32 protein-coding genes are annotated in these 26,546 nt (G+C 53.7%); 11 read left to right on the top strand and 21 right to left on the bottom strand.

Annotated elements, in window-relative coordinates; genetic code table 11:
• Positions 1–10 precede the first annotated feature (10 nt).
• The gene (locus C814_RS09435; protein ID WP_016315449.1) at positions 11–1,603 is read right to left on the bottom strand and encodes an NAD(P)/FAD-dependent oxidoreductase; all 1,593 of its coding nucleotides are present in this window, start codon (positions 1,601–1,603) and stop codon (positions 11–13) included.
• A 133-nt stretch (positions 1,604–1,736) separates the two neighbouring features.
• On the opposite strand from C814_RS09435, the gene C814_RS09430 reads away from it, so the two are divergent.
• Complete coding sequence (locus C814_RS09430; protein ID WP_016315448.1) at positions 1,737–2,246, top strand: hypothetical protein; 510 nt, start codon at positions 1,737–1,739, stop codon at positions 2,244–2,246.
• Complete coding sequence (locus C814_RS09425; protein WP_016315447.1) at positions 2,243–2,692, top strand: hypothetical protein; 450 nt, start codon at positions 2,243–2,245, stop codon at positions 2,690–2,692. The genes C814_RS09430 and C814_RS09425 overlap by 4 nt, the downstream gene beginning before the upstream one ends.
• A 52-nt stretch (positions 2,693–2,744) precedes the next feature.
• Here C814_RS09425 and C814_RS09420 read toward each other — a convergent pair whose 3' ends face one another.
• The 7 genes from C814_RS09420 to C814_RS09390 form a co-directional block, all read right to left on the bottom strand.
• Entirely contained in the window at positions 2,745–4,001 is a 1,257-nt protein-coding gene (locus C814_RS09420) for a CdaR family protein (RefSeq protein ID WP_016315446.1), read from the bottom strand.
• Positions 3,998–4,855, bottom strand: coding sequence for a diadenylate cyclase CdaA (gene cdaA, locus C814_RS09415; RefSeq protein WP_016315445.1), 858 nt, complete (start codon positions 4,853–4,855; stop codon positions 3,998–4,000). The genes C814_RS09420 and cdaA overlap by 4 nt, the downstream gene beginning before the upstream one ends.
• A gap of 92 nt (positions 4,856–4,947) precedes the next feature.
• Positions 4,948–6,108: an aminotransferase class V-fold PLP-dependent enzyme gene (locus tag C814_RS09410; RefSeq protein WP_016315444.1), complete on the bottom strand. Its 1,161-nt coding sequence runs from the start codon at positions 6,106–6,108 to the stop codon at positions 4,948–4,950.
• Positions 6,109–6,111: 3 nt separating this feature from the next.
• A complete protein-coding gene (locus tag C814_RS09405; RefSeq protein WP_016315443.1) occupies positions 6,112–6,339 on the bottom strand; it encodes a putative Se/S carrier-like protein in 228 nt (75 codons plus the stop codon).
• A gap of 116 nt (positions 6,340–6,455) precedes the next feature.
• Positions 6,456–6,953, bottom strand: coding sequence for a 2-C-methyl-D-erythritol 2,4-cyclodiphosphate synthase (ispF, locus tag C814_RS09400; RefSeq protein WP_016315442.1), 498 nt, complete (start codon positions 6,951–6,953; stop codon positions 6,456–6,458).
• Positions 6,953–7,672 (bottom strand): 2-C-methyl-D-erythritol 4-phosphate cytidylyltransferase, encoded by a 720-nt coding sequence (ispD, locus tag C814_RS09395; RefSeq protein ID WP_016315441.1) that lies wholly within the window; start codon positions 7,670–7,672, stop codon positions 6,953–6,955. Before ispD ends, ispF begins: the two co-directional genes overlap by 1 nt.
• 21 nt (positions 7,673–7,693) lie before the next feature.
• Positions 7,694–8,164, bottom strand: coding sequence for a pyridoxamine 5'-phosphate oxidase family protein (locus C814_RS09390; RefSeq protein WP_016315440.1), 471 nt, complete (start codon positions 8,162–8,164; stop codon positions 7,694–7,696).
• A gap of 257 nt (positions 8,165–8,421) precedes the next feature.
• Between C814_RS09390 and C814_RS23470 the strand changes: the two genes are divergently transcribed.
• From C814_RS23470 to C814_RS09365, 6 genes are all read left to right on the top strand, one after another.
• Complete coding sequence (locus tag C814_RS23470; protein ID WP_016315439.1) at positions 8,422–8,712, top strand: hypothetical protein; 291 nt, start codon at positions 8,422–8,424, stop codon at positions 8,710–8,712.
• Positions 8,713–8,942: 230 nt separating this feature from the next.
• Positions 8,943–9,137, top strand: coding sequence for a DUF1858 domain-containing protein (locus tag C814_RS09385; RefSeq protein ID WP_016315438.1), 195 nt, complete (start codon positions 8,943–8,945; stop codon positions 9,135–9,137).
• Positions 9,127–9,837 carry a tRNA (adenine(22)-N(1))-methyltransferase gene (locus C814_RS09380; protein WP_016315437.1) on the top strand — a complete coding sequence of 237 codons (711 nt, stop codon included), beginning with the start codon at positions 9,127–9,129 and terminating at the stop codon, positions 9,835–9,837. The genes C814_RS09385 and C814_RS09380 overlap by 11 nt, the downstream gene beginning before the upstream one ends.
• Positions 9,834–10,586 carry a Nif3-like dinuclear metal center hexameric protein gene (locus C814_RS09375; protein ID WP_016315436.1) on the top strand — a complete coding sequence of 251 codons (753 nt, stop codon included), beginning with the start codon at positions 9,834–9,836 and terminating at the stop codon, positions 10,584–10,586. The genes C814_RS09380 and C814_RS09375 overlap by 4 nt, the downstream gene beginning before the upstream one ends.
• Before the next feature lie 21 nt (positions 10,587–10,607).
• Positions 10,608–11,765, top strand: coding sequence for a DUF362 domain-containing protein (locus C814_RS09370; RefSeq protein WP_016315435.1), 1,158 nt, complete (start codon positions 10,608–10,610; stop codon positions 11,763–11,765).
• A gap of 32 nt (positions 11,766–11,797) precedes the next feature.
• Positions 11,798–12,661: a hypothetical protein gene (locus C814_RS09365; RefSeq protein ID WP_016315434.1), complete on the top strand. Its 864-nt coding sequence runs from the start codon at positions 11,798–11,800 to the stop codon at positions 12,659–12,661.
• A 26-nt stretch (positions 12,662–12,687) separates the two neighbouring features.
• On the opposite strand, the gene C814_RS09360 is transcribed toward C814_RS09365, so the two are convergent.
• The 3 genes from C814_RS09360 to C814_RS09350 form a co-directional block, all read right to left on the bottom strand.
• Positions 12,688–12,966: a PqqD family protein gene (locus tag C814_RS09360; protein WP_242828986.1), complete on the bottom strand. Its 279-nt coding sequence runs from the start codon at positions 12,964–12,966 to the stop codon at positions 12,688–12,690.
• Positions 12,967–13,051: 85 nt separating this feature from the next.
• A complete protein-coding gene (locus C814_RS09355) occupies positions 13,052–14,983 on the bottom strand; it encodes an OPT family oligopeptide transporter (protein ID WP_016315432.1) in 1,932 nt (643 codons plus the stop codon).
• A gap of 210 nt (positions 14,984–15,193) precedes the next feature.
• Positions 15,194–16,459 (bottom strand): Sapep family Mn(2+)-dependent dipeptidase, encoded by a 1,266-nt coding sequence (locus C814_RS09350; protein ID WP_016315431.1) that lies wholly within the window; start codon positions 16,457–16,459, stop codon positions 15,194–15,196.
• 399 nt (positions 16,460–16,858) lie between these two features.
• Between C814_RS09350 and C814_RS09345 the strand changes: the two genes are divergently transcribed.
• Positions 16,859–17,326, top strand: a complete 468-nt coding sequence (locus C814_RS09345) for a hypothetical protein (RefSeq protein ID WP_196809901.1) — start codon at positions 16,859–16,861, stop codon at positions 17,324–17,326.
• A gap of 215 nt (positions 17,327–17,541) precedes the next feature.
• The gene (locus C814_RS09340) at positions 17,542–17,733 is read left to right on the top strand and encodes an alpha/beta-type small acid-soluble spore protein (RefSeq protein WP_016315429.1); all 192 of its coding nucleotides are present in this window, start codon (positions 17,542–17,544) and stop codon (positions 17,731–17,733) included.
• Between the two features lie 388 nt (positions 17,734–18,121).
• On the opposite strand, the gene tsf is transcribed toward C814_RS09340, so the two are convergent.
• From tsf to pyrE, 7 genes are all read right to left on the bottom strand, one after another.
• Complete coding sequence (gene tsf / locus C814_RS09335; protein WP_016315428.1) at positions 18,122–19,042, bottom strand: translation elongation factor Ts; 921 nt, start codon at positions 19,040–19,042, stop codon at positions 18,122–18,124.
• 41 nt (positions 19,043–19,083) lie between these two features.
• Positions 19,084–19,818 carry a 30S ribosomal protein S2 gene (gene rpsB, locus C814_RS09330; protein ID WP_016315427.1) on the bottom strand — a complete coding sequence of 245 codons (735 nt, stop codon included), beginning with the start codon at positions 19,816–19,818 and terminating at the stop codon, positions 19,084–19,086.
• A 255-nt stretch (positions 19,819–20,073) separates the two neighbouring features.
• Positions 20,074–20,946 carry a 4Fe-4S binding protein gene (locus C814_RS09325; protein ID WP_016315426.1) on the bottom strand — a complete coding sequence of 291 codons (873 nt, stop codon included), beginning with the start codon at positions 20,944–20,946 and terminating at the stop codon, positions 20,074–20,076.
• The gene (locus C814_RS24875) at positions 20,939–21,028 is read right to left on the bottom strand and encodes a CD1871A family CXXC motif-containing protein (RefSeq protein ID WP_347707283.1); all 90 of its coding nucleotides are present in this window, start codon (positions 21,026–21,028) and stop codon (positions 20,939–20,941) included. Before C814_RS24875 ends, C814_RS09325 begins: the two co-directional genes overlap by 8 nt.
• Before the next feature lie 37 nt (positions 21,029–21,065).
• Complete coding sequence (locus C814_RS09320; RefSeq protein ID WP_016315425.1) at positions 21,066–21,731, bottom strand: TlpA family protein disulfide reductase; 666 nt, start codon at positions 21,729–21,731, stop codon at positions 21,066–21,068.
• 88 nt (positions 21,732–21,819) lie between these two features.
• Entirely contained in the window at positions 21,820–22,539 is a 720-nt protein-coding gene (locus C814_RS09315; protein ID WP_016315424.1) for a JAB domain-containing protein, read from the bottom strand.
• Positions 22,540–22,565: 26 nt separating this feature from the next.
• On the bottom strand, positions 22,566–23,150 hold the full coding sequence (pyrE, locus tag C814_RS09310) for an orotate phosphoribosyltransferase (protein ID WP_016315423.1): 585 nt from the start codon (positions 23,148–23,150) through the stop codon (positions 22,566–22,568).
• A 241-nt stretch (positions 23,151–23,391) separates the two neighbouring features.
• On the opposite strand from pyrE, the gene C814_RS09305 reads away from it, so the two are divergent.
• Positions 23,392–24,372, top strand: a complete 981-nt coding sequence (locus C814_RS09305) for an RluA family pseudouridine synthase (RefSeq protein WP_016315422.1) — start codon at positions 23,392–23,394, stop codon at positions 24,370–24,372.
• Between the two features lie 20 nt (positions 24,373–24,392).
• Here the strand turns inward: C814_RS09305 and C814_RS09300 are convergent, their stop codons facing one another.
• The 3 genes from C814_RS09300 to rsxE are packed head-to-tail and all read right to left on the bottom strand — an operon-like array spanning position 24,393 to position 26,533.
• Positions 24,393–25,205, bottom strand: coding sequence for an RnfABCDGE type electron transport complex subunit B (locus tag C814_RS09300; protein WP_016315421.1), 813 nt, complete (start codon positions 25,203–25,205; stop codon positions 24,393–24,395).
• Between the two features lie 15 nt (positions 25,206–25,220).
• Positions 25,221–25,814 carry an electron transport complex protein RnfA gene (locus tag C814_RS09295; protein ID WP_016315420.1) on the bottom strand — a complete coding sequence of 198 codons (594 nt, stop codon included), beginning with the start codon at positions 25,812–25,814 and terminating at the stop codon, positions 25,221–25,223.
• Positions 25,811–26,533 carry an electron transport complex subunit RsxE gene (gene rsxE, locus C814_RS09290; protein ID WP_016315419.1) on the bottom strand — a complete coding sequence of 241 codons (723 nt, stop codon included), beginning with the start codon at positions 26,531–26,533 and terminating at the stop codon, positions 25,811–25,813. The genes C814_RS09295 and rsxE overlap by 4 nt, the downstream gene beginning before the upstream one ends.
• Positions 26,534–26,546 lie beyond the last annotated feature (13 nt).

The raw sequence follows: 26,546 nt of genomic DNA, 5'->3' as shown, positions 1-26,546 counted from the left end.
TGTCACAGGGTCAGTCGAGCGGCTGGTAAACCGCCATGATTGCCAGTGCAGTCCGGAGGCCATCCACCGCCGCACTCATGATCCCCCCTGCGTAACCCGCGCCCTCCGCACAGGGATAGACCCCTTTTACTGTAAGAGACTGGTAATCTTCGCCGCGCAGAATCCGTACCGGAGAGGAAGTCCGGGTTTCGACCCCGGTAAGCAGGGCATCCTCCGCCGCAAATCCCCGGAGTTTTCTGTCAAAGTCAACCAGCCCCTCCCGCAGCAGGCCGGTCACAAAATCCGGAAGAATTTGGGTAAAGTCACACGGGGAAATCCCGCGCGCATAGGTAGGCTCTACCCGTCCAACGGTCAGTCCTGGTTTCCCTTGCAGGAAGTGCCCGACATCCTGGGCCGGTGCGCGATAGTCCCCCTCTGCCGCCAGATACGCCGCCTCTTCCAATCTGCGCTGAAATGCCACTCCATCAAGCGGATGGGTTCCGTAGTCCTCCGGCGCAACCCCAACCACCAGCGCGGAATTTGCATTTTTCCCATCCCGCGCATAGCAGCTCATACCGTTGGTAACGACCCGCCCTTGTTCGGATGCGGATGGCACCACCATTCCGCCCGGGCACATACAGAATGTGTAGACGCCGCGCCCATCCACCCGTTTGGAAAGCTGGTATTCCCCGGGAGGGAGGACGGGATGCCCCGCTAGATCGCCATAAAGCCCTCTGTCGATCTGGCTTTGCAGATGCTCGACCCGCACCCCTACCGAAAATGGTTTGGGCGCAAGTGCAAACCCATGCCGGTGAAGCATCTCAAAAGTATCGCGCGCACTATGCCCCGCCGCGAGGATAAGCTGTTCCGTCGGGATTTCCCCGTCCGATGTCACTGCCGCTGCCAGCCGTCCAGATGAAATCCGCAGGTCGGTCAAGCAGGTGCCGAAACGCACCTCCCCGCCCAGCGCGATGATTTCCTTCCGGATATTCCGGACCACCTGCCGAAGCCTATCGGTTCCAATATGCGGCTTTGCTTTTTGCAGAATTTCTTGCGGTGCACCGAATGCCGCCAGTTCACGCAGAACCCAGCCGCATTTTGGATCACCGATCCGGGTGGTCAGCTTCCCGTCTGAGAAGGTGCCCGCGCCCCCTTCCCCAAACTGCACATTGGTGCGCTCATTTAAAATACCCTCCCGCCAGAACCGCTCAACAGCTTCCACCCGTTCTTCCATCGCGGCACCCCGTTCAAGGATCAGCGGGCGGTATCCATTTCGCGCAAGCAGCAGACCCGCAAACATCCCTGCCGGGCCGAATCCGACCACTACCGGCCGGTGATCCAGCGGTCGGGCACCTCGCGGTATCTCCAGCGGCTTGTCCTCCGTCCAGATCGCCCGGTTCCCCGGCACGCGCGCCGCGGCAGATGCCTCTCCACCCTCAAGCGAGATCGAAACGGTATGCACAAAATGCGGTTTCTCCCGTTTGCGGGCATCGAGCGAGGTCTTGGAAATGCAGGCGGAAACCACCTCCCGCTCGGATACGCCCAGCAGCTTGACCGCTTTGGCGATTGCGGCGGATGGCGCTTCCTCCAACGAGGTGCGGATGGCATGGATCAAAATTGGCATTAATAACTCTCCTAAAATATTTTTTACAAATCATTGACAAGTAAACGAGCATTTGATATTATTAATATCGAAAGGTGGGTGATTTTAATATTTTTAATATAATAAAAATATATTATAATCAAGGAGAATAATCATGAAAAAAAGACGTTTTCTGGCTAGTTTTTTTGCACTTTGTATGTTTCTTTCAGCAAGCAACATAAGTGCCTTCGCAGCTGAAAATGAGGACGTAACCGTGCAACCCCCTATCGTTATTGGGCGCTATGATGGACCTCTCTACGGATTTGAAGATTCTGGTGAACCAAATCCAAGAATTATTACCACGGCACGAGTGAATTCATATGCGACTTATGACTCAAAGAATGGCGTTCAAGTACATATCACTTTATATGCGTCTCCCTTTGAAGATCCCCAATTCACTTCAATGGCTGGAGATGTAAATGTCGATCTAAGCGGAGAATCGACCAAAACCGAATTTCTCGAATTTGCAGATGGAGAGCGCTCTATAGAGACCGATGTAGATACCGGGGCGACAGGTAAAAAAGGCGATAAGGGAAGAATTTCTGTAGAGGGCGTAGCTACCGCTAATAAATCCCTATCGGGTGGCGGGGAATTTAACGTTGCATATTCTATTACGATCCCATGAGAACTATATTTAGTATATCTAAAACTAATGGATGGAGCATACTTCTGATCTGCATCCTGCTGCTCGGCGGATGCGGGAACAGCGCCGCCGCAAAACCGGTCATCGGACGGCTGTGGACGCTGGAACGGTTCTCGGCCCTTGGGGAGGAATCCCCTGAACCCCCGGAGGAACCGCCTCTGGTGGAACTGGTCTTTGCGGATGACCGCACCTTTACCCTCTCCGACCGCACCAGCCAGCAGGAATGGCGCGGGACCTATCGCGCGGAAAAGGTGTACGACTTCTATGAAAAAGGCGGGGTTTCCTGCCGTCTGGAGCTGGACTTTGCGGACAGTCCGACACCCGTTATCGGAAGCTACGGGACAAGGTACTACTATGACGGCACCCAGCTCCCATCGCTGCTGCTTTCCTCCGAAGATTGGGTCTGTTCCTTCCTTGCATATGAATAACACTGTCCATCCGCCGAAACAGGGGCGCCCGGATTCTCCGGGCGCCCCCAGTTTATTTTTCGTCAATCGTGACCACAGCGGCGTATTCCCCGACCGCCCATGCCAGTTTCCGTCCCGGCACCGAGATCGAAACCGGCAGACTGCTCGACCCGGTTGAAAGCTCACGCTCTGAAAAGTCAATCTCTGCAACGATGTCTTTGGCGGTAAGCGTCTCCATCACCTCGGAACTCCCGATGATCCGTACTCCAAAAAGCTGTGTGGTATTGATCGTCACATCGTAGTTGATCGGCACATTGACCGGCGTGATCTGTGAGACATTGAAGTATGCCTCAGTCAGACCCTCCCCGCCAAAGCTGACACCGACCGAACGCAGATTTTCCACACTGATAAACCCGGTTGGCAGGCTGATGTCAAACACCTGTACAAATCCCGGCGTCACCTCACTCAGGTCCACATAACCAATCTGGAGTTCCTCGTAAGAATCCACCACCTCCTCGGGTCCCGCAACCAGAATGCTGTTGTCTGTCATCTCAAACCGCAGATCGTCCCGCGGGAATCCAGAAGGCATATTCAGGTATTCAAAACGGAGCGGCAGACGTTTCTGTTTGAGCACCTGCACAGTTACATTCGCGGAATCGCTCTCCATCGTGAGCCTATCTTTGGGAATTTCGTGACCTTCCTCATCAAACAGTTTAATCTCGCTGCGGATGGTCTGGTTTTCGGTCAGCGGACGCCCGGAGAACGATGCAGACACGATGCACTGTGCAATCCGGCTGATGTCCGCTTCCGGGCCGGTCACCTCGACCGCGCGGGGACTGATCGTTGTCCCTGCATTCAGATACCCGTCAGGCACCTGAGGACCGTCAATATCCATTTTTACTTCGAACCGTTTGGTGGTGATCCGGTCAACCCGCACATTCACCGTAGACGGCTTGATCTCACGCACCACATAGTTTTGATTGGCAGTCAGCACATTTTTGAGCTTGACCGCATAATCGCCCGGGGTGGAGATCCCTTCCAGATCAGCAACGATCCGGATTTCCCCCTCCTCCAGTCCGCCGACGACAATCCGCCCGCCCTCGACTACCACTGTGACTTCCGCCTGCGGATCCTCAACAATCCGCAGGCTGTTGATCGAAAGCAGCTCTTCTTCCGCATAAACATCGACCGGCACCCCTTTGAACTCCCAAGGGATTTCATTGTCGACAAAAATGACGACAAACATCCACGAAAGAACGCCCATCACGAGCGAAAAGATCATCAACAGGCGGCGGCTTTGGAAAATCTGCCCAAAATCCAACTTCTTCATGCTTTTTTCGCCTTCCTCCGCTCAAATTTTTTCTCGGAAGGTTCACTCGGTTCCGGGAGCAGCTCGTCGGTGAGGTACTGGCGCAGCCGTTCAACCGAGTAGCCGCGCTCAAGCTTTCCATCGCGGCAGACAGTAATGAATCCCGTTTCCTCCGACACCACCACGACCACTGCATCACTCATCTCGCTCATTCCGAGCGCGGCGCGGTGGCGAGTCCCCAGTTCACGGCTGATCTCCGAATTATCCGACAGCGGCAGGAAACATCCGGCCGCGTGAAGCCGCCCGTCCCGGACGACCATCGCACCATCATGCAGCGGGGAATTGGGAAAAAAGATGTTGCCGATCAATTCGGCGCTGGGGCCGGAATCAATCACGGTGCCGGTCTTGATGATGTCGCCCAGACGGGTGTTTCGCTCAATGACCACCAGCGCACCGATCTTCTGCCGGGAAAGGGACGCCGCCCCTTCCACCAGTGCATCTACAAACCCTCTCCAGCGCTCTCGAACCTCGCCCTCATCCATCCCAGAAGAGAAAAACTTCAATTTTCCGATCTGGGAGCGCCCTACCTGTTCGAGTGCGCGGCGCAGCTCCGGCTGAAAGACCACGACCATCACCACAAGTCCGGTTTGCAGGATATTTTCCATCAGAAAGCTCAACGTCCGCAGCCTGAGCTGGGTGGCGAGGACGCTCATCAGCAACAGGATCATAATTCCCTTGACCAGCTGGGCTGCGCGAGTCTCCCGCACCAGTTTGGCCACCTGGTAGAACAGGTAAGAAATAATCGCGATGTCAAGCAGGTCCTGCGGCAGTACCGTACCAAATACGTTTCTCAGATTGTTCCATAAATCCGCCATACGCTTTCATTCCCCTCGGCTTTTGAAGAGGCGGCCAGCGAACCGGCCGCACAGTTCTCTTATCTTATATTTTATCACATGCTATCATGAAATCAATCCTTTTTTTCCACAAACCGGACAATATTCTGCACCGCACAGATTAGCCCGCGTGCATGCTCCTCGGTATTGAATGCCCCTGCACTGACCCGGACCGTACCGCCGATGCCGATGGTGCCGAACTTTTTGTGGGCGGGAGGCGCACAGTGCAGGCCACCCCGCACCGCAAATCCTGCGCGGTTGAGCTGACTGGTGACCTCCTCGGAGCTAATCCCCTCCACATTGAAGCTCAAAACCGGCAGGTTTACGCCATATTGAGGAGGGGCCGTATATAGTTTTACCCCCTGAATTCCGGCAAGCCCCTCATAAACACATCGCGCAATGTAGGTTTCATGCCGGGCGATCCGCTCCGGGCCACGCTGGTTCACAAAGTCAATCCCAGCCCCCAGCCCGATAATCCCGGCGGTATTGAGCGTCCCTGATTCCAGCCGGTCAGGCATGAAGTCCGGTTGGCTGTAGTCGGCGGATGCGCTCCCGGTGCCGCCCTCCACCAGAGGGCGCAGCCGCTCCCCAAACCGGGTGATAAGAAGGCCTGTCCCCGACGGCCCATATAGCCCCTTATGCCCCGCCGTACAGAGAAAATCAATCTGCATGGCAGACAGGTCGATCGGCTCGACTCCTGCGGTCTGGGCAGCGTCCAGCACAAAATACAGCCCATAGGCGTGTGCAAGCTGCGCAAGACGCTCGACCGGCAGTTTGATTCCAAAGACGTTGGATGCATGAGTGCAGATAATCGCCTTGGTATTGTACCGGATTGCATTTCGGAACGATTCTACCGTCTGGTCATCCTCCTCAAACGTTTCCGCGATCGTGTAATCCAGCTCCCCACGCATCGAGAGCGCATGTACTGGCCGAAGCACCGAATTGTGCTCGAGGTCGGAGATAATCACATGGTCGCCCGGCCGTACCAGCCCTTTGATCGCCGTATTCAGGGCATAGGTGCAGTTTTGGGTAAAGACCACCTGCCCCGCATCCTCCGCGCCAAAAAATGCCGCGACCTTTTCCCGCACGCAGTAGACCTGACGCGCTGTCTCGGTTGAAAGGTCATGCCCGCTGCGCCCAGGGTTTGCCCCATAACGGAGGATTGCGAGATCCACCGCGTTTTTGACTGCAGCCGGCTTCGGAAAGGTGGTTGCAGCATTGTCAAAATAAACCATCCTTCAGCCCCCCTGAATCTCCACGACCTTGATCCCCGCACCCGCGAGAATCCCTGCCGCCTTCGACACATCCCCGCTGATCCTGATTCCATAGCCGCAGCCCTGGTTGCTGTTTGGCGCGGTGTTGCGCTGGACATATGCGCTGATCCCGCTGCTCTCCAAAAGTTTCTGGCCCCGCATCGCACTGGTGACCGAGCGGACCACCAGAACAGACTGTCCGTTGTTCGCCATATCAAAAGTCCCCTAACATAACAAAATACAGCGGTCCCACGGCTGTCCGCCGAATGGAAATACCGCTGTATCATCTTATGCATTTCCAGGACGATCTGCTCCCTCTTACGGAAGTCTTAGCCGTCCAGCCGGTCCCCGACCCGCTCAAGCAGACAGACCGCGTGCGCACAGATTCCTTCTTCCGCGCCGGTAAACCCCATCTCCTCCTCGGTCGTCGCCTTGACGTTGACGTTGCCCGGATTGGTAGCGCAGGCAACCGCGATGTTCTCCCGCATCTTGCTGACATATGGCTTCAGCTTCGGTTCCTGCGCCACCACTGTTGCGTCGATGTTTCCGATCTGCCAACCCATCTCCTCCATCACCAGGCGCACCTTGCCAAGCAGCCGAAGGGAATCGGCATCCTTGTAGGTCTGATCGCTGTCCGGGAACAGACAGCCGATGTCACCAAGTGCAAGCGCACCGATGATCGCATCCATCACTGCATGCAGCAGGACATCCGCGTCCGAATGTCCCAGCAGCCCGAGCGTGTGCGGTACCTTTACCCCACCAAGCACCAGCCTGCGGCCTTCCACGAGCTGATGTGCGTCATATCCATGCCCAATCCTGAAATCCATCATTGTTCCTCCATCTGTCGTTCTGCCAGAGCCTGCGCAATCAGCAGGTCGACTGGCGTCGTAATCTTGAGATTCGTATATTCCCCCCGGGAGAGATAAACCTTCTGCCCAATTGCCTCCAACATCTGGCAGTCATCTGTAAAATCCTGGCCTGCCTCCCGGGCGGACTGCGCCGCTTCCCGGTACCGGCCGAGCCGGAATACCTGTGGGGTCTGCACCGCATAAAGGGTTTGACGGTCGGGGGTCGCGCAAATCATCCGGTCGGCGTCTGCCACCTTGATCGTATCCACCACCGGCACCGCGGCGGCGGCAGCTCCGTAACGGATCGCGCTGAGCACCGCATCGGCGATCACCTGCTGGGAGACAAGCGGTCGGGCGCCATCGTGCACCGCAAGATAGTCCGCTTCCCCGCTGACCGCTTCCAGCCCCTGCATGACCGACTGCTGGCGGGTCTGCCCGCCGGCAACCACCGAACGTACCTTGCCGATCCCATAGCCGTTGACCAAAGCAAGCACATCGGGAATGTCGTCCGAACGGGCCACTACCACCAGTTCATCGATCCAATCGCTCTGGCTCAAAGCCTGCATGGAGCGCACCAGCACCGGCACCCCGCAGACCTCCTCAAACTGTTTATCCAACCCATTCATCCGGGACGCGCTGCCGGCCGCCGGGATCACCGCCGATACAAACGGCTTTTCCCACTCCTGTTTTGATGCCATCCTTCCGCTCCTCCCATCGTTTCATCCACCCGCGCGGTTCCGCTTGCCAGTGATCTCCCGGATTTCCAGACGGATCACCGCCACTTTCGAAAGGGATGCCCGAATATAGGCGTTCTGTGTTTCCGCCATCGACGGGGTCAGTCTGCCGCAGAGCAGCTCAAGCGCCCGCACTTTCTCCGCCTCTTCCTCGACCAGCGACGCTCTCCCCTGCACGATCGCGCTTTCATAGCGGGTGGTGAACTTCTCCTCGATGACCTGCCCCGAACCCACCACCGTAAAGGATGCCTTCGGGTTTTCCCGCAGAAAATCGAGCTTCTGCCCCTCCTGCGCACAATGGATATAAACCGCATTATCCTGCGGTACATAGACATGATTGACCGGTACCCCGTACGGCTGCCCATCCGGCGAAACCAGCGAAAGAACTCCATAACTGCTGCTGTCGAGCAGCCTGCGCGCCTCTCCCTGGGAAACCATCCGTTCGGCTCGTCTCATCCAGCCCACCCTTTCCAAAATTCCCGATCGTCACTCCCGCTAAAGTGACGGTATGTTGTACATTTTTCTTTATTATATCAGATTTGCCAGGCAGGTTGCAAGAGGATGCGTGTATTCCCGAACCTGAAACATGGGTAGGAAATCTGTGACCTGCGGAGCCGAGCCTGCAAACCGGTAATTTCATCCATTGATTCTTGCGCCTCTCTGTTGGTTGTGATAAAATCAAACTGACGAATCAAGCGTTATGGGGGATTGTTATGATTATTATTGCAATAATATGTACCATTTTAGGTGGTGCTCTCGGGGCATTTCTCGAACCTGTTTCTTTTTCTGTTTCCATTCCGATTGCGATTATGGGCGGCTTTATTCTAAGAACCTGTATTCATAATCAGAGGATGCCGGATGGGCGAGGGATTTTGTTGCCCTGCAAGGCGAAAAAACGCAGACAATACTTTGTGTATTGCAAGATTTTTCAACGCGGCAGGCCTGCAAAAGACCCGCTCAGACGGTGTCGAATGGTTGTGAATACGGGTTCTAAGAGCAATTAAGGACAAAAAAGATTAGGGGCTGTTTGAAAAATCGAAACAGCCGTCTTGGATGTCGGGCAAAAGGTTCCTGGTGTCCGGCATTATCGACACGAATGGGAAAAGAGATGATATCCGCAACCGGTTGTAAAACCAGATTCTTCATGGTACAATGGTTGGGACAGGGGGCATGTTTCCGACGCAGCAAACACGTCCATGACCCACAGGGAAATCAAAAACAGGAGGTTGTTCGGATGAAATACACCAAAGAGACCCTGATCGGTGAAGCGCTCGATCAGGACCTATCCCTCTCGAAATATTTTATGGAAATGGGGATGCACTGTCTGGGATGCCCGGCCTCGCGCGGCGAATCCATCGAGGAAGCCTGCATGGTACATGGGGTCGACTGCGAAGCGCTCCTGAAAAGGCTGAATGCCCATGCAGGTTGAACCAACGGCGCTCCGCCTGCCCAAACTCGATGCCCGCCTTTCTGCGATCGCTTCATTGGTGCGTCCGGGGGTACGGTGCGCCGATATCGGGACCGATCATGGCCACCTGATCGCGTGGCTTGCCGCCAGTGGGCGGATTCTATCTGGATTTGCGTGCGATATTAACCGCAAGCCGCTTGATAAAGCGGCTTGTTCGCTGTCGGAATACGGCGTATCGGACCGCGTGAAGCTGATTTTGTGCGATGGGCTTTCGGGGCTGCATCCGGGCGAGGTGGACGACATTGTAATCGCCGGAATGGGCGGCGATCTCATCTGGGAGATTCTGTCCACCCAAAGCTGGACCCGCGACCCGGCTCTGCGGTTTCTGCTTCAGCCGATGACCAAAACCGAACGCCTCCGGCGCAGCCTGTGGGAAAACGGATTCGATATCCTGCGGGAAGAACCGGCGGAAGCCGGCGGATTCCCATATACAGTCTTGCAGACAGCCTATACTGGGAAGGTGCGCCACCCTTCCCAGATCGAGGCATATACCGGCCTGCTCTGGCAGGACAGCCGCCCCGCAGCGATAAACTATCTCGAAAAGGTCACGCGGCAGGTGCGGGAAAAGGTGGAGGGGCTGTCTGCCAGCGCCCAAAACCGGGAAGAATATATGTCATACCGAACTTTACTGACAGAATTGGAAAGCAGGTGTAAAAAATGACCATACAAGACGTATACAATAAAATTGATCAGGCCGCACCGTTCTCGCTGGCAATGGAATTCGACAATCCCGGCCTTCTGGTCGGCGACCCTTCCGAAGAGGTAAACGGTGCGCTGGTTGCGCTCGATGTGACCGACGAAGTGATCTCCGAGGCGGTATCCAGAGGCGCGAACCTGATTGTCACCCACCATCCGGTGATCTATTCCCCACTCAAACGGGTGACTTCCGACCTGCTGGTCTGGAAACTGGTGCGCGAAAACCTGTCGGTTATCAGTGCGCATACCAATCTGGACATCGCTCGGGGCGGTGTAAATGACATCCTTGCCGAAAAACTTGCATTGTCCGGGGTAGAAACGCTTCCGCCCGACCACATGGTGCGGGTCGGGACTGTCGAACGCGGGATGACTCCACCCGAATTCGCCTATTATGTGAAGCGCATGTTGGAGCTTCCCGCAGTGCGGTACTGCGACGGCGGGCAGGCGGTCGAACGGGTCGCAGTCTGCGGCGGAAGCGGCGGAAGCTGTTTGGAAGAGGTCATTGCAAGCGGCGCACAGGCGTTCGTGACCGGTGATGTCAAGCACAGCGTGATGCTCGAAGCCGTACATCGTGGGATCACCCTGATCGACGCAGGGCATTATGGCACCGAGCATCATGTACTGGGGTATCTGTCCGGACTGGTGCGGGATGCGTTGGGTGGAGATGCTGTTGCAATTGCCCGCAGTGACGCTGATCCCGCGACCGTCATCTAAGAGAACGAATTGGAGAAGCATATGAAACCAGTTTCGCTCAGCAAAACTGAATCTTACGACCTTCCGCAGATGCTGGAAGCGGTTCGGCGCCACCTGGACCTGCTGGACTTCCGGATTGACCCTGGTTCCAAAGTTGTGGTAAAGCCAAACCTGATTATGCGCTGCCGCCCCGACCGGACGGCAACCACCAACCCAGTTGTAGTGGAGGCAGTGATCCGGTCAATCCAGGCCATGGGCGTGTCGGACATCACCATTGCCGACAGCCCCGGCGGTCTTTACACCCCGCAGGTGCTCGCTGCAAATTATGAACAGACCGGGATGAAGGCGGTCGCAGAGCGGTGCGGGGTCGCACTGAACCTTTCCTGCGGTTCGAGGACAGTGCGGTACGAAGAAGGCCGGCTCTGCCGCGCATTCGATCTGATCGACCCGATTGCGGGCGCGGATGTGGTTATCAACCTCTGCAAACTGAAAACCCACTGCATGACTACCCTCTCCTGCGGGATCAAAAACCTGTTTGGCTGCATTCCAGGGCTGCTCAAGCCGCAGCTCCACTACCGGTTCCCGGACGGGAGGCAGTTCGCGCAGATGCTGGTCGACCTATCCCTGCTGGTCAGGCCGTCGCTGACTCTGGTGGATGCGGTGGACGCGATGGAGGGGGACGGTCCGACCGGCGGCAGCAGGCGGCACATCGGACTGACCGCTGCCGCTGTGGGGGATGGTCTTTATGCCCTCGACCTGATGATGGCGCATCTGATCGGCCTGGGGCCTGGGCAGGTTCCAATGCTGGCGGATGCGGTTGAGCGGGGACTATGCCCCGCCTGTTGGGAACAGGTCAAGCTTACCGGGGACCCGGATGCGCTCTCCTGTGCAGTGACTGATTTCGTCATGCCCGCGAGCAAAACGCTTGATTTTACAGGAAATGTGCCGCGCCCACTCGCCGGACTGATTCGCCGGCTGGAACCGCGCCTCGCCCCTCGCCCGCAGGTGCGCGGGAAAGACTGCGTTGGCTGCGGAAGATGTGCCGAAAGCTGCCCTGCAAAAACGATTGTGCTTGAAAACCGCAGGGCAAAGATCGACCTTTCCAGCTGTATCCACTGCTTCTGCTGCCATGAGATGTGTCCTGTCAAGGCGATCGACATCAAAACAACCCGCATTTTCCGGTTTCTCTCAAAATCTTGAATCCATCTTTTCTGTACAAAGGGGAATCCAGCATGAAAAAAATACAAATAATGGCTGCTGTTCTGCTGATACTGTTTGTTCTTTCGGCGTGCAGCTCCCGCAGTGAAAATCCTGCTCAGGCGGCTTCCGTCTCCCCCGAACCGACGGGCAGCAGTCAAGCCGAACCGCAGCCGGACGATCCTCCCGAGGAGGAGCTTTCCGAGCTGCCTGCTGTGGTAGGCAGCTATACCTTCGAAGTGCGCGGTGTGGAACCGCAGAACTACCCTGCCCTGGAAATCTATGCGGATGGGACATTCCGTTTTACTGCGAATCTGCTCAACTATCTGGGGCATTTCGAAGGAGGCTGTAAAGTCGACAATATGCAGGTCACGCTGACTGTGGATACGGTCGATTTTGAGGGGTTTACTGCGGACCAGGTCGGAGAGATTTACTTTGAAGTTGCAACTGGCAATGATCTGATCTATATGGGGAATGACTCGGAGGAACAGGCCATCGGCGTCACCAACCCGTATGACCTCTTTAAGCGCCAGAAAATGAATGCCGGAAAAGAACCGGAAACTTCCTCCGCAGAGGAATCCAGGGTTTCGATCAAACTGGTCAGCAACACGAGTTATGGTGAGAAAGAGCTAAGCGAACAAGCGGCGGTCGGGCCGATCCTTTCTATGTTGGAAACGCTCTCCCCCCTTTCCGACACCGACGACCTGATCGAAAAACGAGAAGGCAGTCCTTCGATCAACCTGACAATCATCCGGGATGGGAGCTCTGAACAATGGATCATCTTTCCCGGGACACCCGAATCAATCGGCGAGGAGGTTACAGTCCTGTTTGGTGAAAACGGACAGTCCTCGACCGATATCGGCCTATTCGAAATGTTGAACGGCATCCTGGTTTCATGAATGCACCAAAAAAGGGATTCGACGGTTTACCGTCGAATCCCTTCTCTTTTTTCATCCCAGTCGATGAAACGATGTTCTCTTAAAATTTCAAAATACCGGATCAACCGCGGCAGCAGCGGTTCCGCCTGTTCCCCGAACTGCTCCCGCACCGCCTCCGAGATGGCATAGACCGACCGCTCTCCGTCGATCATCTCCCAGACAAAGCTGCCATACCGGTCGAGCGCAATCCGGCTCTGCTTCGGACGCCCCAGAAACTGCGCAATCCGGTCAAAAAAACCGGTATGCACCACTGTGACTGTCACCATTCCGTCTTCGCCCTTTTCCCAGGAAAAAGACGGGTTCCTACAGGGGATAAAATCCAGATAATTCTGCTTCTGTCTGGCCATCGGCTCAACCAATGCGGCTCGCTTTGCGCCAGATCGAAAATTTAAGCACCGACAGAATCAAAAGCACGAAAAAGACGAGGGAACCAATACTGCCAAGGGAAAGTTTTTCTGAAAGGTCAAGCACTGCGTCAAGATAGACCGGCTCACCGAGGGAGTCTACACCGACTTTGATAACCGCAAACACCGCAAGCAAAACACCGACCAGCCCTTCCCCGGCAATCATACCGGAGGTGTAGAGAATACCGCTGTCAATCGCATCTTTGCGTGCCTCGTCCGAGCGAGCCTTCCGACGCTCAAACCAGAGGCGGAGCAGGCCGCCCGCCATGATCGGTGCACTGAGGTGGATCGGCAGGTAAAGCCCGACCGCGAACGGGAGCACCGGAATCCGCAGAATTTCAAGCCCCACCGCGATACCTGCACCGGCAAACACCAGTGTCCATGGAAGGTTCCCGTTCATGACCCCTTCTACCACCATCTTCATCAGCATCGCCTGCGGGGCGGGCAGCTCTGTCAATCCGAATCCCCATGCGGCATTCAGCAGATAGAGCACACCGCCAAGTGCCAGTGAGGCGGCAACCACTCCGATCAGCTCCCCGATCTGCTGTTTTCTGGGAGTCGCGCCGAGGATATAGCCGGTTTTCAGGTCCTGGGAGGTATCCCCCGCGATTGCCGCGATGATACAGATAACCGACCCGATCGCGATTGCGCCGCTCATGCCATGTCGCCCAACATCTCCGGTATATTTCAGCAGGATGGTGGAGAGCAGCAGGGTCGCGATAGCCATGCCCGAGACCGGATTGTTGGACGATCCGACCAAGCCCACCAGCCGCGCGGAGACTGTCGCAAAGAAAAAACCGAACAGAGCGATTGCAACTGCTCCAAGCAGGGTCACTGGGATGGCAGGCGCCAGCCAGATAACGATGATAACGACCGAGATGATGACTGCAATCAGCCGCATCGGCAGGTCATCATCGGTGCGCAGCGAACTTTTGGAAGAGGGGCCCCGGTTGTAGCTCTGAACCGATTGCAGAAAGGTCCGGCCGATCAGCGGCAGCGATTTTGCGAGACTCAGGATGCCGCCGGTTGCTACCGCCCCCGCTCCAATATATTTGATATAGTTGTTCCAGAGTGTCGAGGGATCCATCGTGGAGACCGGGTCTGTGCCGGGAAAGATAATCGACACCCCGCCAAACAGCGAGATCAGCGGCATCAGAACCAACCAGCTCAGGATACCGCCCGCCATCATATAGGAGGAGATGCGGGGTCCGCAGATGTACCCGACGCCGAGCAGCGCGGGCAGGACATCAATCCCAACTGCGGCACCTTTATAGCTTTTGAGATCGTAGTTGACCTTGCTCGGAAAAAGCTTCAGGCCATCCGCAATAAATTTATAGGCTGCTGAGATGCCAAGGCCGGCAAAAACCGTGGTGGACTGGGAACCACCGCGTTCCCCGGCGAGCAGTACTTCCGAGCAGGCGGTTCCCTCCGGATAAGGAAGGACGCCATGCTCCTGTACGATCAGGGCCTTGCGCAGAGGGATCATGAAGAGAACCCCGAGCAGACCTCCACAGAGTGCAATCAACGAAATTTCAATCAGGGACGGGCTGGAGACACCCCACTCGGCCGCCCACATGAACAGCGCCGGGAGGGTAAAGATCGCGCCTGCCGCGACCGATTCACCAGCAGAGCCGATCGTCTGCACCATATTATTTTCAAGTATTGAATCCTTGCGCAGCAATACACGAATAATCCCCATCGAGATCACTGCGGCGGGAATCGACGCCGAAACGGTCATACCAACCCGCAGCCCGAGATAGGCGTTCGCCGCACCAAAAAGCACAGCGAGCAGGATTCCAAGAACTACCGAGGTCGCGGTGAATTCCGGGACGATCCGATCAGCGGGGATGAATGGTTTGAACGAGTTATTTTTCTCCATCTGTTTTACCACTTTCTTTTGGATTGAGGGGAGCGATCAGTTCCGTACGGCAAAACGAACCATCAGACGGTTCCTTTCACAGCTCAAATGGCTGCCAGTCCGGTTGACGGCATGTCCGAGCCTATTTTTCCACATTTTTACCGCGCGATTCATCAAAAGAAGAATGACACCGCAATGCGACGCATTGCAGTGTAAACCACAAATCTCCGGTCAGATCAACTCGATTGCGTTGGTAATAATCTGGAAGGTTTTTCCGATCGAATCCAGCTTCCAGAACTCATTGGTCTGATGATAGGTGACCGGGTCTTCCGGGAAAAGTGCACCGAACGCGACTGCATTTTCAAAAGCGCGCGCGTAGGTACCGCCGCCGCATGAAACGGGCGGAAGATCTGTCCCGGTGCACTCCTGGAAAACCCTTTGCAGAGTCTGCACGAGCGGGGAGTCCTTTTTCACATAGAGCGGCGGCATATAGGAAGTGTTGCGCGTCTCAAAGCCGAACTGCGCTGCTGCTTTTTCGGCGGCTCCGACTACCTGTTCGAGTGGAACGGTGACCGGAATGCGCAGGTCACAGCAAAGGCTGGCGTGCTTTTCATCCACATGAGCAATTGCGGGATTGATTGTCGTGCAGCCCGAAGGCTCGTCCGAAAATGCGATTCCAAGCCCCTCGGCGGTCGCGATTCCGGCGAGCGACAGGAATGGATGCTCTATCCCCTGCGCGCGGAGCTGTGCGCACAGTTTCAAAAGGGCGTTTTCCCCCTTATGCGGCTCCATTGCATGGGCCGCGCGTCCCTCCGCCTCATAATGTTTCCCTGCAAATTCCGCTTCGGCAAATGCGGGAACAATATTGTACATCTGCCCACAGTGGAGCGAAAGAGGCGGGATCGAATCATCGAGGTCACGGTGAAAATCCAGATGCAACAGACCCTTTTCAGCGAAGGTCACAGGATACTCCGAGTCCGGGGTGAATGCACAGTCAGGCAGCTCTTCAGTCTTTTTATACCGTTCAATACACCGCCATCCACCAGCTTCTTCGCTGCCGCCCAGAACCAGGCGCACCCGTTTGCCGAGATTTACGCCGCTGGCAGCGATCGCCTTCATTGCGTAGAGTGCGACCATCGCGGGACCCTTATCATCCGAGACGCCACGCCCATATAACTTTCCGTCAATCACAGTACCATCGAATGGATCAGCAACCCATCCTTCCGGATCGACCGAAACGGTATCGAGATGTGCGACGACCGCCACCAGCCGTTCTCCCTCACCCATCTCGATCCAGCCCGCATATCCATCGAGATTTTTGGTGCGAAAGCCAAATTTTCTGCCGAGATCTAACATATATTCGATTGCATCGTAGATGCCCTGTCCCAGCGGAGCCCGCTCGCTTACAGGACCACAATCTCCATTCACACTTCTAATTTTGAGCAGACCTTTTAGATCATTGATAAACTGGGCTTCCTCCCATGGATATTGTTTCATAGTTTCGCTCCTTTGCTGTTTCAGTCAATACCACTTTATCTATTATATTGTCCAAAAAATCGTTTGTAAAGCCTTGTCAGAAAAATGTTCCAAATACCTGACCGAAAAAAGTAATTTTGTGCCTCCTGGTAACCTCTTTTATCAAAAATGTGGTCCCGCAAAAATACAGTCCATGCATGGTGGATTTTAACTGGTGTCCAGGGAAAGCTATCATTGCATGGTTTCAAAAAAATGTTTTTTGGAATCCCCGGCAGATTTGCCGCAGCAAGATGGTTATAAGCATCCGATTTCATAGCGAAAAATAGTTGGCAGGTGATTTTTTTGGTGGTGGTTGCCGCAAAAGATCCAGACAAACAGCTTTTTAAACTGCTTCAGTGTCACGGTGGACGGATTTCTCTTTTGAATGTGCGTACCCTGTCCGCAAAACTGGAAGGGGAAACGCCTGACCTGGTGTTCGCAACTGGACCACGGTTTCCGCGTCTCTCCTGCGAAAACGCAGTTTTGATTCTGCGCAATGGCAGAGAACTACCCGTGGGACCCGTCAACCGGCACGCAATCGCAATTCTGAACAGTTCCGACCCGCGCACGCTCAAGCAGGCTGCGAGCCGTCATCTGCCCGCGCTGACCTGCGGACGCCTGAGTTCTGACACCTTTACCCTCTCCTCGCTGACCCCGGACAGCGCAGTGATTTCTCTCCAGCGCCCGGTGCACGCATTTGATGGCTCCACTGTCGAACCATTTGAACTTCCTGCCGCATTTTCTTTTCCCCCCGATCCGTTCTGCCTGCTTGCGTGTGCCGCCATTTTCTGTCTGCTTGGCAAAAAAAATCCGCTCGCGGGGTTGAGCCGCTGGCATCTGAGCCTATAGCACCTGCTATCCAGAGCAATGATTGCAGATCCGATCTTATTTTTTCATAGAAGGTACAGCCCATTCAAAGCAACCTCCCTGACTTTTTAATCGGGATAAGCTGAAATCTGGATACACACACAAGATTTGTCAGTGATAATCCATTCCCTGTGGACGATACTAGTACTGCAAACGCAATCAATTCTACCAAACGATTTTAAGGAGTGTATATCATTATGGCTAGTAACAAACATGTTGTCCCCGAGGCGAAAGATGCGATGAACCGTTTCAAGATGGAGGCGGCGAACGAAGTCGGCGTCAACCTGAAACAGGGCTACAATGGTGATCTGACCTCCAGACAGGCTGGTTCGATCGGTGGCCAGATGGTCAAAAAGATGATTCAGGCATACGAGAACTCGATTAAGTAAACCCTACCGGACAGCCCTATGATATAGTCAACATCCTTGAAACCCATTCTGCTTTCAAGGAAGGGGACAAGGCGTACCTGTTGACTATATAAGACGAAACAGAGCCGTCAAAGTCGGCTCCCTGCGGGCAAAAAACGCAGGCTTCAAAAGAAAGTAATGATCCTTTTGAGGTTTTTCGACTATAAAACCGGGTGGAAAAGCAGTTTGCTTTTCCACCCGGTCTCTGTTTTTAGGGAGCGTGCTTTCAAATTGATCTATTTTACATTTAAGTTCATAACACAGAAAAAAGGACAAGCAAAAACAAACCGCTTTTTGCTTGTCCTTTTCCGCATTCTGTCTGATAACCGCTCTGTTTTTATGTTGCCTTAAAAAGTTGAGATACGGCAGACTATTTCATCATGCTGGCAACTTCATCCGCAAAGTTCTCTTCCTTTTTCTCAAGGCCCTCGCCCTTCTCATAGCGGACAAATCCAGTGATCTTAATAGAACCGCCAAGCTCTTTTGCAGTCTGCTCGGTATACTGTGCGATGTTAATATCGCCATTCTTTACAAATGCCTGCTCAAGGAGGCAGTTCTCCTTGTAGTATTTTCCGATTCTACCATCAACCATCTTCTCGATGATATTTGCAGGCTTGTTGCTGAGCTTCGGATCATTCGAAATCTGCGCCTTGAGAATCTCCTTCTCATGCTCGATCACGTTAGCCGGAACAGCAGCGGAATCCAGATATCCCGGATTGATTGCCGCAACCTGCATCGCAACATCTTTTGCGTAGGCACCAAAGCCTTCTTTATCGGCAACATCCGAATCGAAGGTAACCATAACACCGATCTTACCGCCGCCATGGACGTAAGTGGTCAAAACACCCTCCGCATAGGTGAAGCGGCGAATCTTCATGTTCTCACCAATCGTGAGAACTTTGTCACGCAGCTCTTCCTCGACCGTCAGATCAGAACCAACCGCTTTCATCGGCAGAAGCTCTTCCACCGAAGCAGGTTTATTTGCCGCAACTGTTTTTGCACAGGAAGTGACAAACTCCATGAACTTTTCGTTCTTCGCGACAAAATCAGTCTCCGAGTTGACCTCGATCACGACGCCCACTTTTGTTGCCTCGTCGACCATCGCAAGTACAACGCCCTCAGCCGCAATCCTGCCAGCCTTTTTGGTAACAGCTGCGAGCCCCTTTTCACGGAGCACCTCGATTGCCTTATCCATATCGCCGTCGGTCTCGGTAAGTGCCTTTTTGCACTCCATCATGCCGACGCCGGTTTTCTCTCTCAACGCCTGTACGTCTTTCGCTGTAAAAGCCATTTTATTCAAACCTCCATTCTATCGTTTCCGCACAATCGAATTTATTCCGCTGCCGCTTCCTCTTCTTTCTCTGCAGCAGCTTCTGCGGATTCCGCACCCTGACGGCCTTCAATGATTGCATCAGCCATTGTGGCAGAAAGCAGCTTAACCGCACGAATTGCGTCATCATTGCCCGGGATTACATAGTCGATTTCGTCCGGATCACAGTTGGTATCGACGATCGCAACGATCGGAATACCAAGCTTTTTCGCTTCTGCAACCGCAATCTTCTCTTTTCTGGGGTCGACAATAAACATTGCTGCCGGCAGCTTCTTCATATCCTTGATACCGCCAAGGAACTTTTCGAGCTTCTCGATCTCGAGGTTGAGCTTGCTGACCTCTTTCTTCGGCAGACGGTCAAAGGTTCCATCCTCTTCCATCTTGCGCAGCTGTGCGAGACGGTCGATTCTGCGGCGGATGGTCTTGAAGTTGGTCATCATACCGCCCAGCCATCTGGCATTTACATAATAGGCGCCTGCGCGAGTCGCTTCCTCACGGACCGAATCCCCCGCCTGTTTCTTGGTCCCGACGAACAGGACATTCCCGCCATTTGCGGCAAGGTCGCGGACAAACATATACGCCTCGTCCAGTTTCTTGACTGTTTTCTGGAGGTCGATGATATAGATGCCGTTTCTCTCCGTAAAGATATAACGTGCCATTTTAGGGTTCCATCTTCTGGTCTGATGACCAAAGTGAACGCCCGCCTCCAACAGTTGTTTCATAGATACTACGCCCATGATAAATTCCTCTCTTTCGGTTCATTTCCTCCATCACGCTTTCGGCTCGCCCTATCATCCCCGTGAGGACACCGACAAAACGATGGCATGATGTGTGTTTTGCTGACAATCGTTCCATATCAGCCGTAATATAATACCATAACCAGAAAGGAATTGCAAGAGGGTGCGGTGCATTTATCCGGAATAGTTTGTGTAAATTTCCAAAAAAAATTCCGCAGCAGCAAAAACTGTGCGGAATAAAGTCCAATCTGCTTTTTAATCTGCCTGACAGATTTTTGAAAACGGGGTTTCAATCGCCTGATGCGGGCAGGCTTTCGCACAGTTCCCACAGCGGATGCACTCCGGACTATTCGGAGTTTGGTGAACCGGTATATCCAAGCCGCATGTCCTCTGGCAAAGACCGCATGCCGTACATTTTTCAGCATTGATCCGATAACGATAGAACGCGATCGGGTTAAAAAGCCCGTAAATCGCACCGAGTGGGCAAAGATACCTGCAAAACGGACGATAGATCAGCATGGACAGAACCAGCAGAACCACCAGAATCAGATTTTTCCATGCAAACAGCCACCCGATCGTCTGCTGTAGCGAGGGGTTTGCAGAGACAAGCGGCCATCCGCCAAGCAAAGTGCCGGATGGACAGATATATTTGCAGAACCATGGTTGGCCCTGCCCGATAAAATTCACTGCATAAAGCGGCAAAAGGATCACAAACCCCGCCAAAATCAGGTATTTGAGAAATTTCAGCCAGCGATCCCCCGGAATTTTCCGGAACTTTTTGGGAAATGGGATTTTGTGGAGAAGGTCCTGTACCAGTCCGAACGGGCAAAGCCAGCCACAGACAAACCGTCCCAGAACCGCCCCGAACAACAGGAGAAAACCCGAAACATAAAATGCAAATTTGTAGTTTCGGTCCGCAAGCACAGCCTGAAGGGAACCGATTGGGCAGGAACCAAGCGCTCCTGGGCAGGAATAACAATTCAAACCGGGAACGCAAAGGGATTTTGTCTTTCCCGTGTAAATCTTACCACGAAGAAATCCTGCCAGATAGCCATTTGTTAATGCAGTAAAGCCAATCTGCACCAAAAGGCGCAGCCGGTTTCCCGCTCGTTTCAGATGATTACCCAATTCCGATACACTCCAAACAGATATTTGCCGCTTTTGTAAACACGGTATATACCTCTCCGCGCAGGATGCCAGCAACGATCATAGCTGCGCCGACAATAAGCAATGCCGCGGCCTTCCAGTTAGCCTGCACCAGCTTCACTATGCACCATCTCCAGACGTTTTTGAATTTCCTCCGACCACTTGTCCTTTGTGCGGGCACCAAGGTGAGGTTCCCCCACCAGGTTCCCCTCTTTATCCACAAAAATGGTTTCGGGCACCGCCTGCACATATCGCAGTTTTGCATAGATCAGATCAGTAGACGGCATCAGGTGGAGATAGTCCGCACCGGTCTCTTGGATAATTTCCTTCGCCAAATCCACCTGTGACTGGACCACATTCCAATTCTGGTCATAAACATCCATCAAAATACCGACAATCTGCACCCCCTGATCCGCATATTCCTCTGCGAGTACGCCAAGGTCTGGCATCTCCCCGAGGCAGGGATTGCAGTAGGTCGCCCAAATGTTTATCATGGTCAGGTCAGCATTCGAAAAAATTTCCTGCGTGACCTCATTGCCATCCAAATCGGTGGTTTTAAAATTCTTCAGGGTTGGTTCATCCGGATTGGCATCTCCGGACATATTTTCTGAAGAGACAGGCTCCTCCACCTGTGCAGAAGCAGACGAGGATGCAACAGGTTCACTGCTCTGCTCCTGTCCTCCCCCTGACTTCGCACATGCAGACGACGACAACACCATAAGTGATGCCAGCATCACCAGAAGCAACCGGTTTTTATTGAACATCATACGCAAATCCTCCCATATCCAATCGGAGCAATCCAGTTCTGAAAGCTCCTGTTTTCAGTCATTGGTCAACCCGCTTCCAAATAACATGTCACTTCGAAGCGATTTGGCTATATGTATGCCCATCTTCAAACGAAAAGTAGCCAAAACTGCGCATCGAAAGAAAGTCGGTTTCGGTAAAGATGATATGATCTGTCAGCTTGATCTGCACTGTTTTCAAGGCTTGGTAAAGCTCGTGTGTGACAGAAATATCCGCATTTGAAGGATTCACCAGTCCCCGCGGATGGTTATGAGAGAAGATGACAGACACCGCCCGGAACCGAAGCGCCAGTTCAACAATGTTGCGGATATAAACTGACGCCATATTTATGGTTCCCTCACCCACAATATCGCAGTAGGAAACTCTCCCCTTGTTATCCAGAAAAAGGACACAGATATTTTCCCGGTTCGATCTGCCGATGAACTTCGGACGCAGATATTCCACCGCCTGCTCTGTTGTTTGAATTACCGCACCTTTTTTGTTGTATGCATTAAGATAATAACGGCAGCCGGATGCAAACAGTTTGATCAGAACAGCAGCGTTCTCACCGATTCCCTCTACCTCGCAAAGCTCTGGAACCTCCGCATCAAATACAGCAGTGATGTCCCCAAAATACTGGATCAAACGATGTGCCAAATCATTGGTATCTCTTCGGGGTATCGCATAAAACAGGATTAGTTCCAGCACCTCATGTGGTTCAAACCCATCCAGGTCCTCTTTCAAAAAGCGTTTTTTGAGCCGCTGCCTATGACCATCATGATAGCCGGACATCCTTTACACCACCCGACCTGTTTCTTTTATTCCGGAAGCTTTCTGCTTCCGGGCTTCACCGCCGGCAGCTTCCCCTCACGGCAGAGCGGGCAATCCTGCGCTTCCCACGAGACGACCTCTACCGGATAAACCGCCTTGAACGGGAACCCAAAGTCAACAGCCCCGTTGCTGCGGTCGACGATCGAGCCAATCCCGACCACCACGCCGCCCAACGATTTCACCAGCTCGGCAACCTCTTTGACCGAACCTCCAGTGGTCACAACATCTTCGACGAGCAGGCAGCGCATTCCAGGCGTGACCTCAAACCCGCGGCGCAGTTCCATCTTACCGTCAACCCGCTCGGTGAAGAAATTTTCGCACCCAATCTGCCGGCTGACCTCGTAGGCCATCTGTACTGCTCCCATCGCGGGACCAATCACGACATCAATTTTTTCATCCTGATAAAGCTCTGCAAGCGCACCACAAAGCTCCTCACTATATTTCGTATGCCGGAAGATTTTGGCACACTGCATATATTTGTTGGAATGGCGGCCGGATGTCAGAAGAAAGTGCCCTTCCAGCAGCACACCGGACTCTTTTAAAATCTCTTCTACTCTTTCACGTGTAATCATATATACAACCTCTTTCTGAATTGTTATGGCGGCGCAAACCTTTGCTTCTGCGCATATTATAGCAAATCCTTCGTTTTTTGCCAATAGAATCTGCCGTATTTTAAAAAAATATGCTATAATGGCTGTAAAAAGAGCTGGTATCACAATTACGGCCAGAAGATATGCAGGTTTCCGCTCTGGTAGCCAATTCCAGCAAACTGCTGCAAAAGCAGCGTTTCGAATCCTGAGAACGGAGGAACTTATGAAGGAATTCACAATCAATGCCAATGATGCCGGCCAGCGGGTAGATAAATTCCTAACCAAAGCGGTCCCGCTTCTGCCGCAAAATCTGCTTTACAAATATATCCGGCTAAAACGGGTAAAGCTGAATGGCAAGCGCTGCGAAATTTCCACTCGTTTGGCGGAAGGGGACCTCCTTGCCCTCTACATCAACGATGAATTCTTTTCTCCTCCGCAAAAATGTCTGGAATTCTTATCGGCTCCCATGCGGCTTGACATTTTATATGAGGACGACAACCTTCTGCTGGTAGACAAGCGCCCGGGGCTTGTCGTACATGAGGACGACAGCCGCCTTCCTGATACCCTGATTAATCGAATCCTGCACTATCTCTATCAAAAAGGAGAATACCAGCCCGGGCAGGAAAACAGCTTTGTCCCCGCTCTCTGCAACCGGATTGACCGGAACACTGGCGGGATCGTGATTGCGGCAAAAAATGCCGCCTCCCTGCGCGTGCTGAACCAGAAGATCAAAGACCGGGAACTGCAAAAACTCTATCTCTGCATCGTCCATGGAAGGATGCCAAACACTTCCGATACCCTCAAGGGATACCTTGTCAAAAACAGCGAAACCAATACCGTTACGGTTTCAGAGCGCCCGCTCAAAGACGGCCGGACGATCCTCACCCGTTATCGCGTCCTTGCAGAGCATGGCCACCGGTCCCTGCTTGAAGTCGATCTGCTCACCGGCCGTACCCACCAGATTCGGGCACACCTGGCTTCTATCGGGCATCCGCTGCTCGGGGATGCAAAATATGGACATCAACGCGACAATAAGGGAACCGGACACAAGTTTCAGGCGCTTTACTCCTATAAACTAACCTTTCGATTCCGCACTGATGCCGGGATTCTCAACTATCTGGACGGAAAAACATTTACGGTCCCAAAGGTCTGGTTTCAGGACGAATTTAATGATATGGAAAAGACATCCCATCGGATCATATGATCCGATGGGATGTCGCTTTCTTATGCACTGACGGGGATCGACTCACAGCGGGACTCGCAGGTGACGATAGCACCAGTGGGGCATCCTGTGACACACTTGCCGCAGTTGATGCATTTCTCCGGATCAATCGAAGCGACATTATCTGTCACAGTAATCGCGCCCTGCTCACAGGCTTTCTCGCACTTCTTACAGCCGATGCAGCCATTTTTACAGACCTTGCGTGTTACAGCGCCCTTATCCTTGGAACTGCATCCAACATAGATCGTGTTGGTAGCAGGGATCACCGAGATCAGATGGTTCGGGCACACCTTGGAGCACATTCCGCAGCCGACGCAAACCGACTTATCCACAACCGCGATTCCGTTTACAATCGCAATCGCGCCATACTGGCAGACGTTCATGCAGTCGCCAAATCCGAGACAGCCGAACTGGCAGCTCCCCTTGCCGTTATAGAACATCTTGCTTGCCGCACAGGTCTGTTTGCCCTGATAATCCATGCTGTCCTCGGTAACATTACAGTTTCCCGAGCAGTGGACAACCGCGTACTGCGGTTTGACCTCTTCGGCTACAACACCCATTGCAGCGCTGACTGCCGCCGCAGTCCCTGCACCGCCAGGGATACAAAGGTTGGTTTTTGCACCGCTGTGCGCGACCGCTTTTGCATAGTCATCGCATCCGGCGTATCCGCACGCACCGCAGTTTGCGCCCGGAAGCTCTGCGCGGATCGCATCAAACAGCTCATCGGCGGGCATTGCCATCACCTTTGCGGCAATCACGAGGATCACAGAGCAGACAAGGCCGATCCCGCCAACAATTACGACTGGTAACAACATCTTTACTACCCCCTATCAATGGAACAGGCCGTCAACGATGCCGCTGAAGCCCATAAAGCTGACCGAGCAGATCGCTGCCGCAGTCAGGGTGATCGGGATTCCCTGATATGCCTTCGGGATCGTCCTGGCTGCGTCAACACGGGAACGGACGCCCGAAAAAAGCACCATCGCCAGCATGAAGCCCAGACCGGAACCGACCGCATTGACCATCGACTCGGCAAAATTGTAGCCTTCATCCAGATTGAGGATGGTGACGCCGAGCACCGCACAGTTGGTGGTAATCAGCGGAAGATAGATTCCCAGTGCAGCATGCAGGGATGGGATGTACTTTTTCAGCGCAATCTCGATGAACTGCACTAACGCCGCAATAATCAGGATGAATGCGATCGTCTGGAGGTAGGCCAGCCCATTCGGGAGCAGAATGTATGTGTAGATCGGCCAGGTTGCAGCGGTGGCCAGCGCCATGACAAAAGTTACCGCAACGCTCATGCCGAAAGCGGAATCCAGCTTTTTGCTGACGCCCAAAAACGGGCAGATACCCAGGAACCGGGAGAGGACGTAGTTATTGAGCAGTACCGCGCTGATGAGAATAATTGCAAATTGTTTCATGCGTTACAGCCTCCTTTTTGGGCAGCTTTGCAGGCCGCAGCCGACGGGCAGCCTTCACAGCCAAACTCTTTTTTCTTGATCGCTTTGCCTTTGGTCAGGAAGTTGACCAGCGCAACCAGCGCTCCAAAGACCATGAAACCGCCGGGAGCGAGCAGGAATACGATGATCGGATTTTCCCAGTGGAGGTTGATGCCATTCTGAATGCCGATCCAGGAAGCGCCGGACATCCAGGTCCCGTTGCCGAGGATCTCACGGACCGAACCCATGCAGAAAAGCGCAAGCGTAAAGCCGATGCCCATGCCAAGGCCATCCAGTGCAGAGGAAATTACGTCGTTTTTGTTTGCGAACATCTCGGCGCGGCCGAGGATGATGCAGTTTACGACGATGAGAGGCAGGAATACGCCGAGCGCGCTGTCAAGCGCCGGGGCATATGCCTTGACCAGGAACTGGACGATGGTCACAAACGCCGCAATGACAACGATATAGCAAGGGATTCGGACGGTGTCCGGGATCACCTTTTTGAGCAGAGAGATTACGATGTTGGAGCAGATCAGAACAACGGTAGCCGCAAGGCCCATGCCAAGCCCATTGATCGCCATGGTGGTGACCGCAAGGGTCGGACAGGTACCGAGGATCAACACCAGAACAGGGTTTTCTTTGATAATACCATTGGTCAATGTTGCCAGATAACTTGGTTTCGCCTTTGTAGAATTAGCCATTATACACCCTCCC

It is taken from the genome of Anaerotruncus sp. G3(2012) (genome assembly GCF_000403395.2).
Taxonomy (GTDB): Bacteria; Bacillota; Clostridia; order Oscillospirales; family Ruminococcaceae; genus Anaerotruncus.
This window is presented reverse-complemented; position numbering and strand designations above follow the sequence as displayed.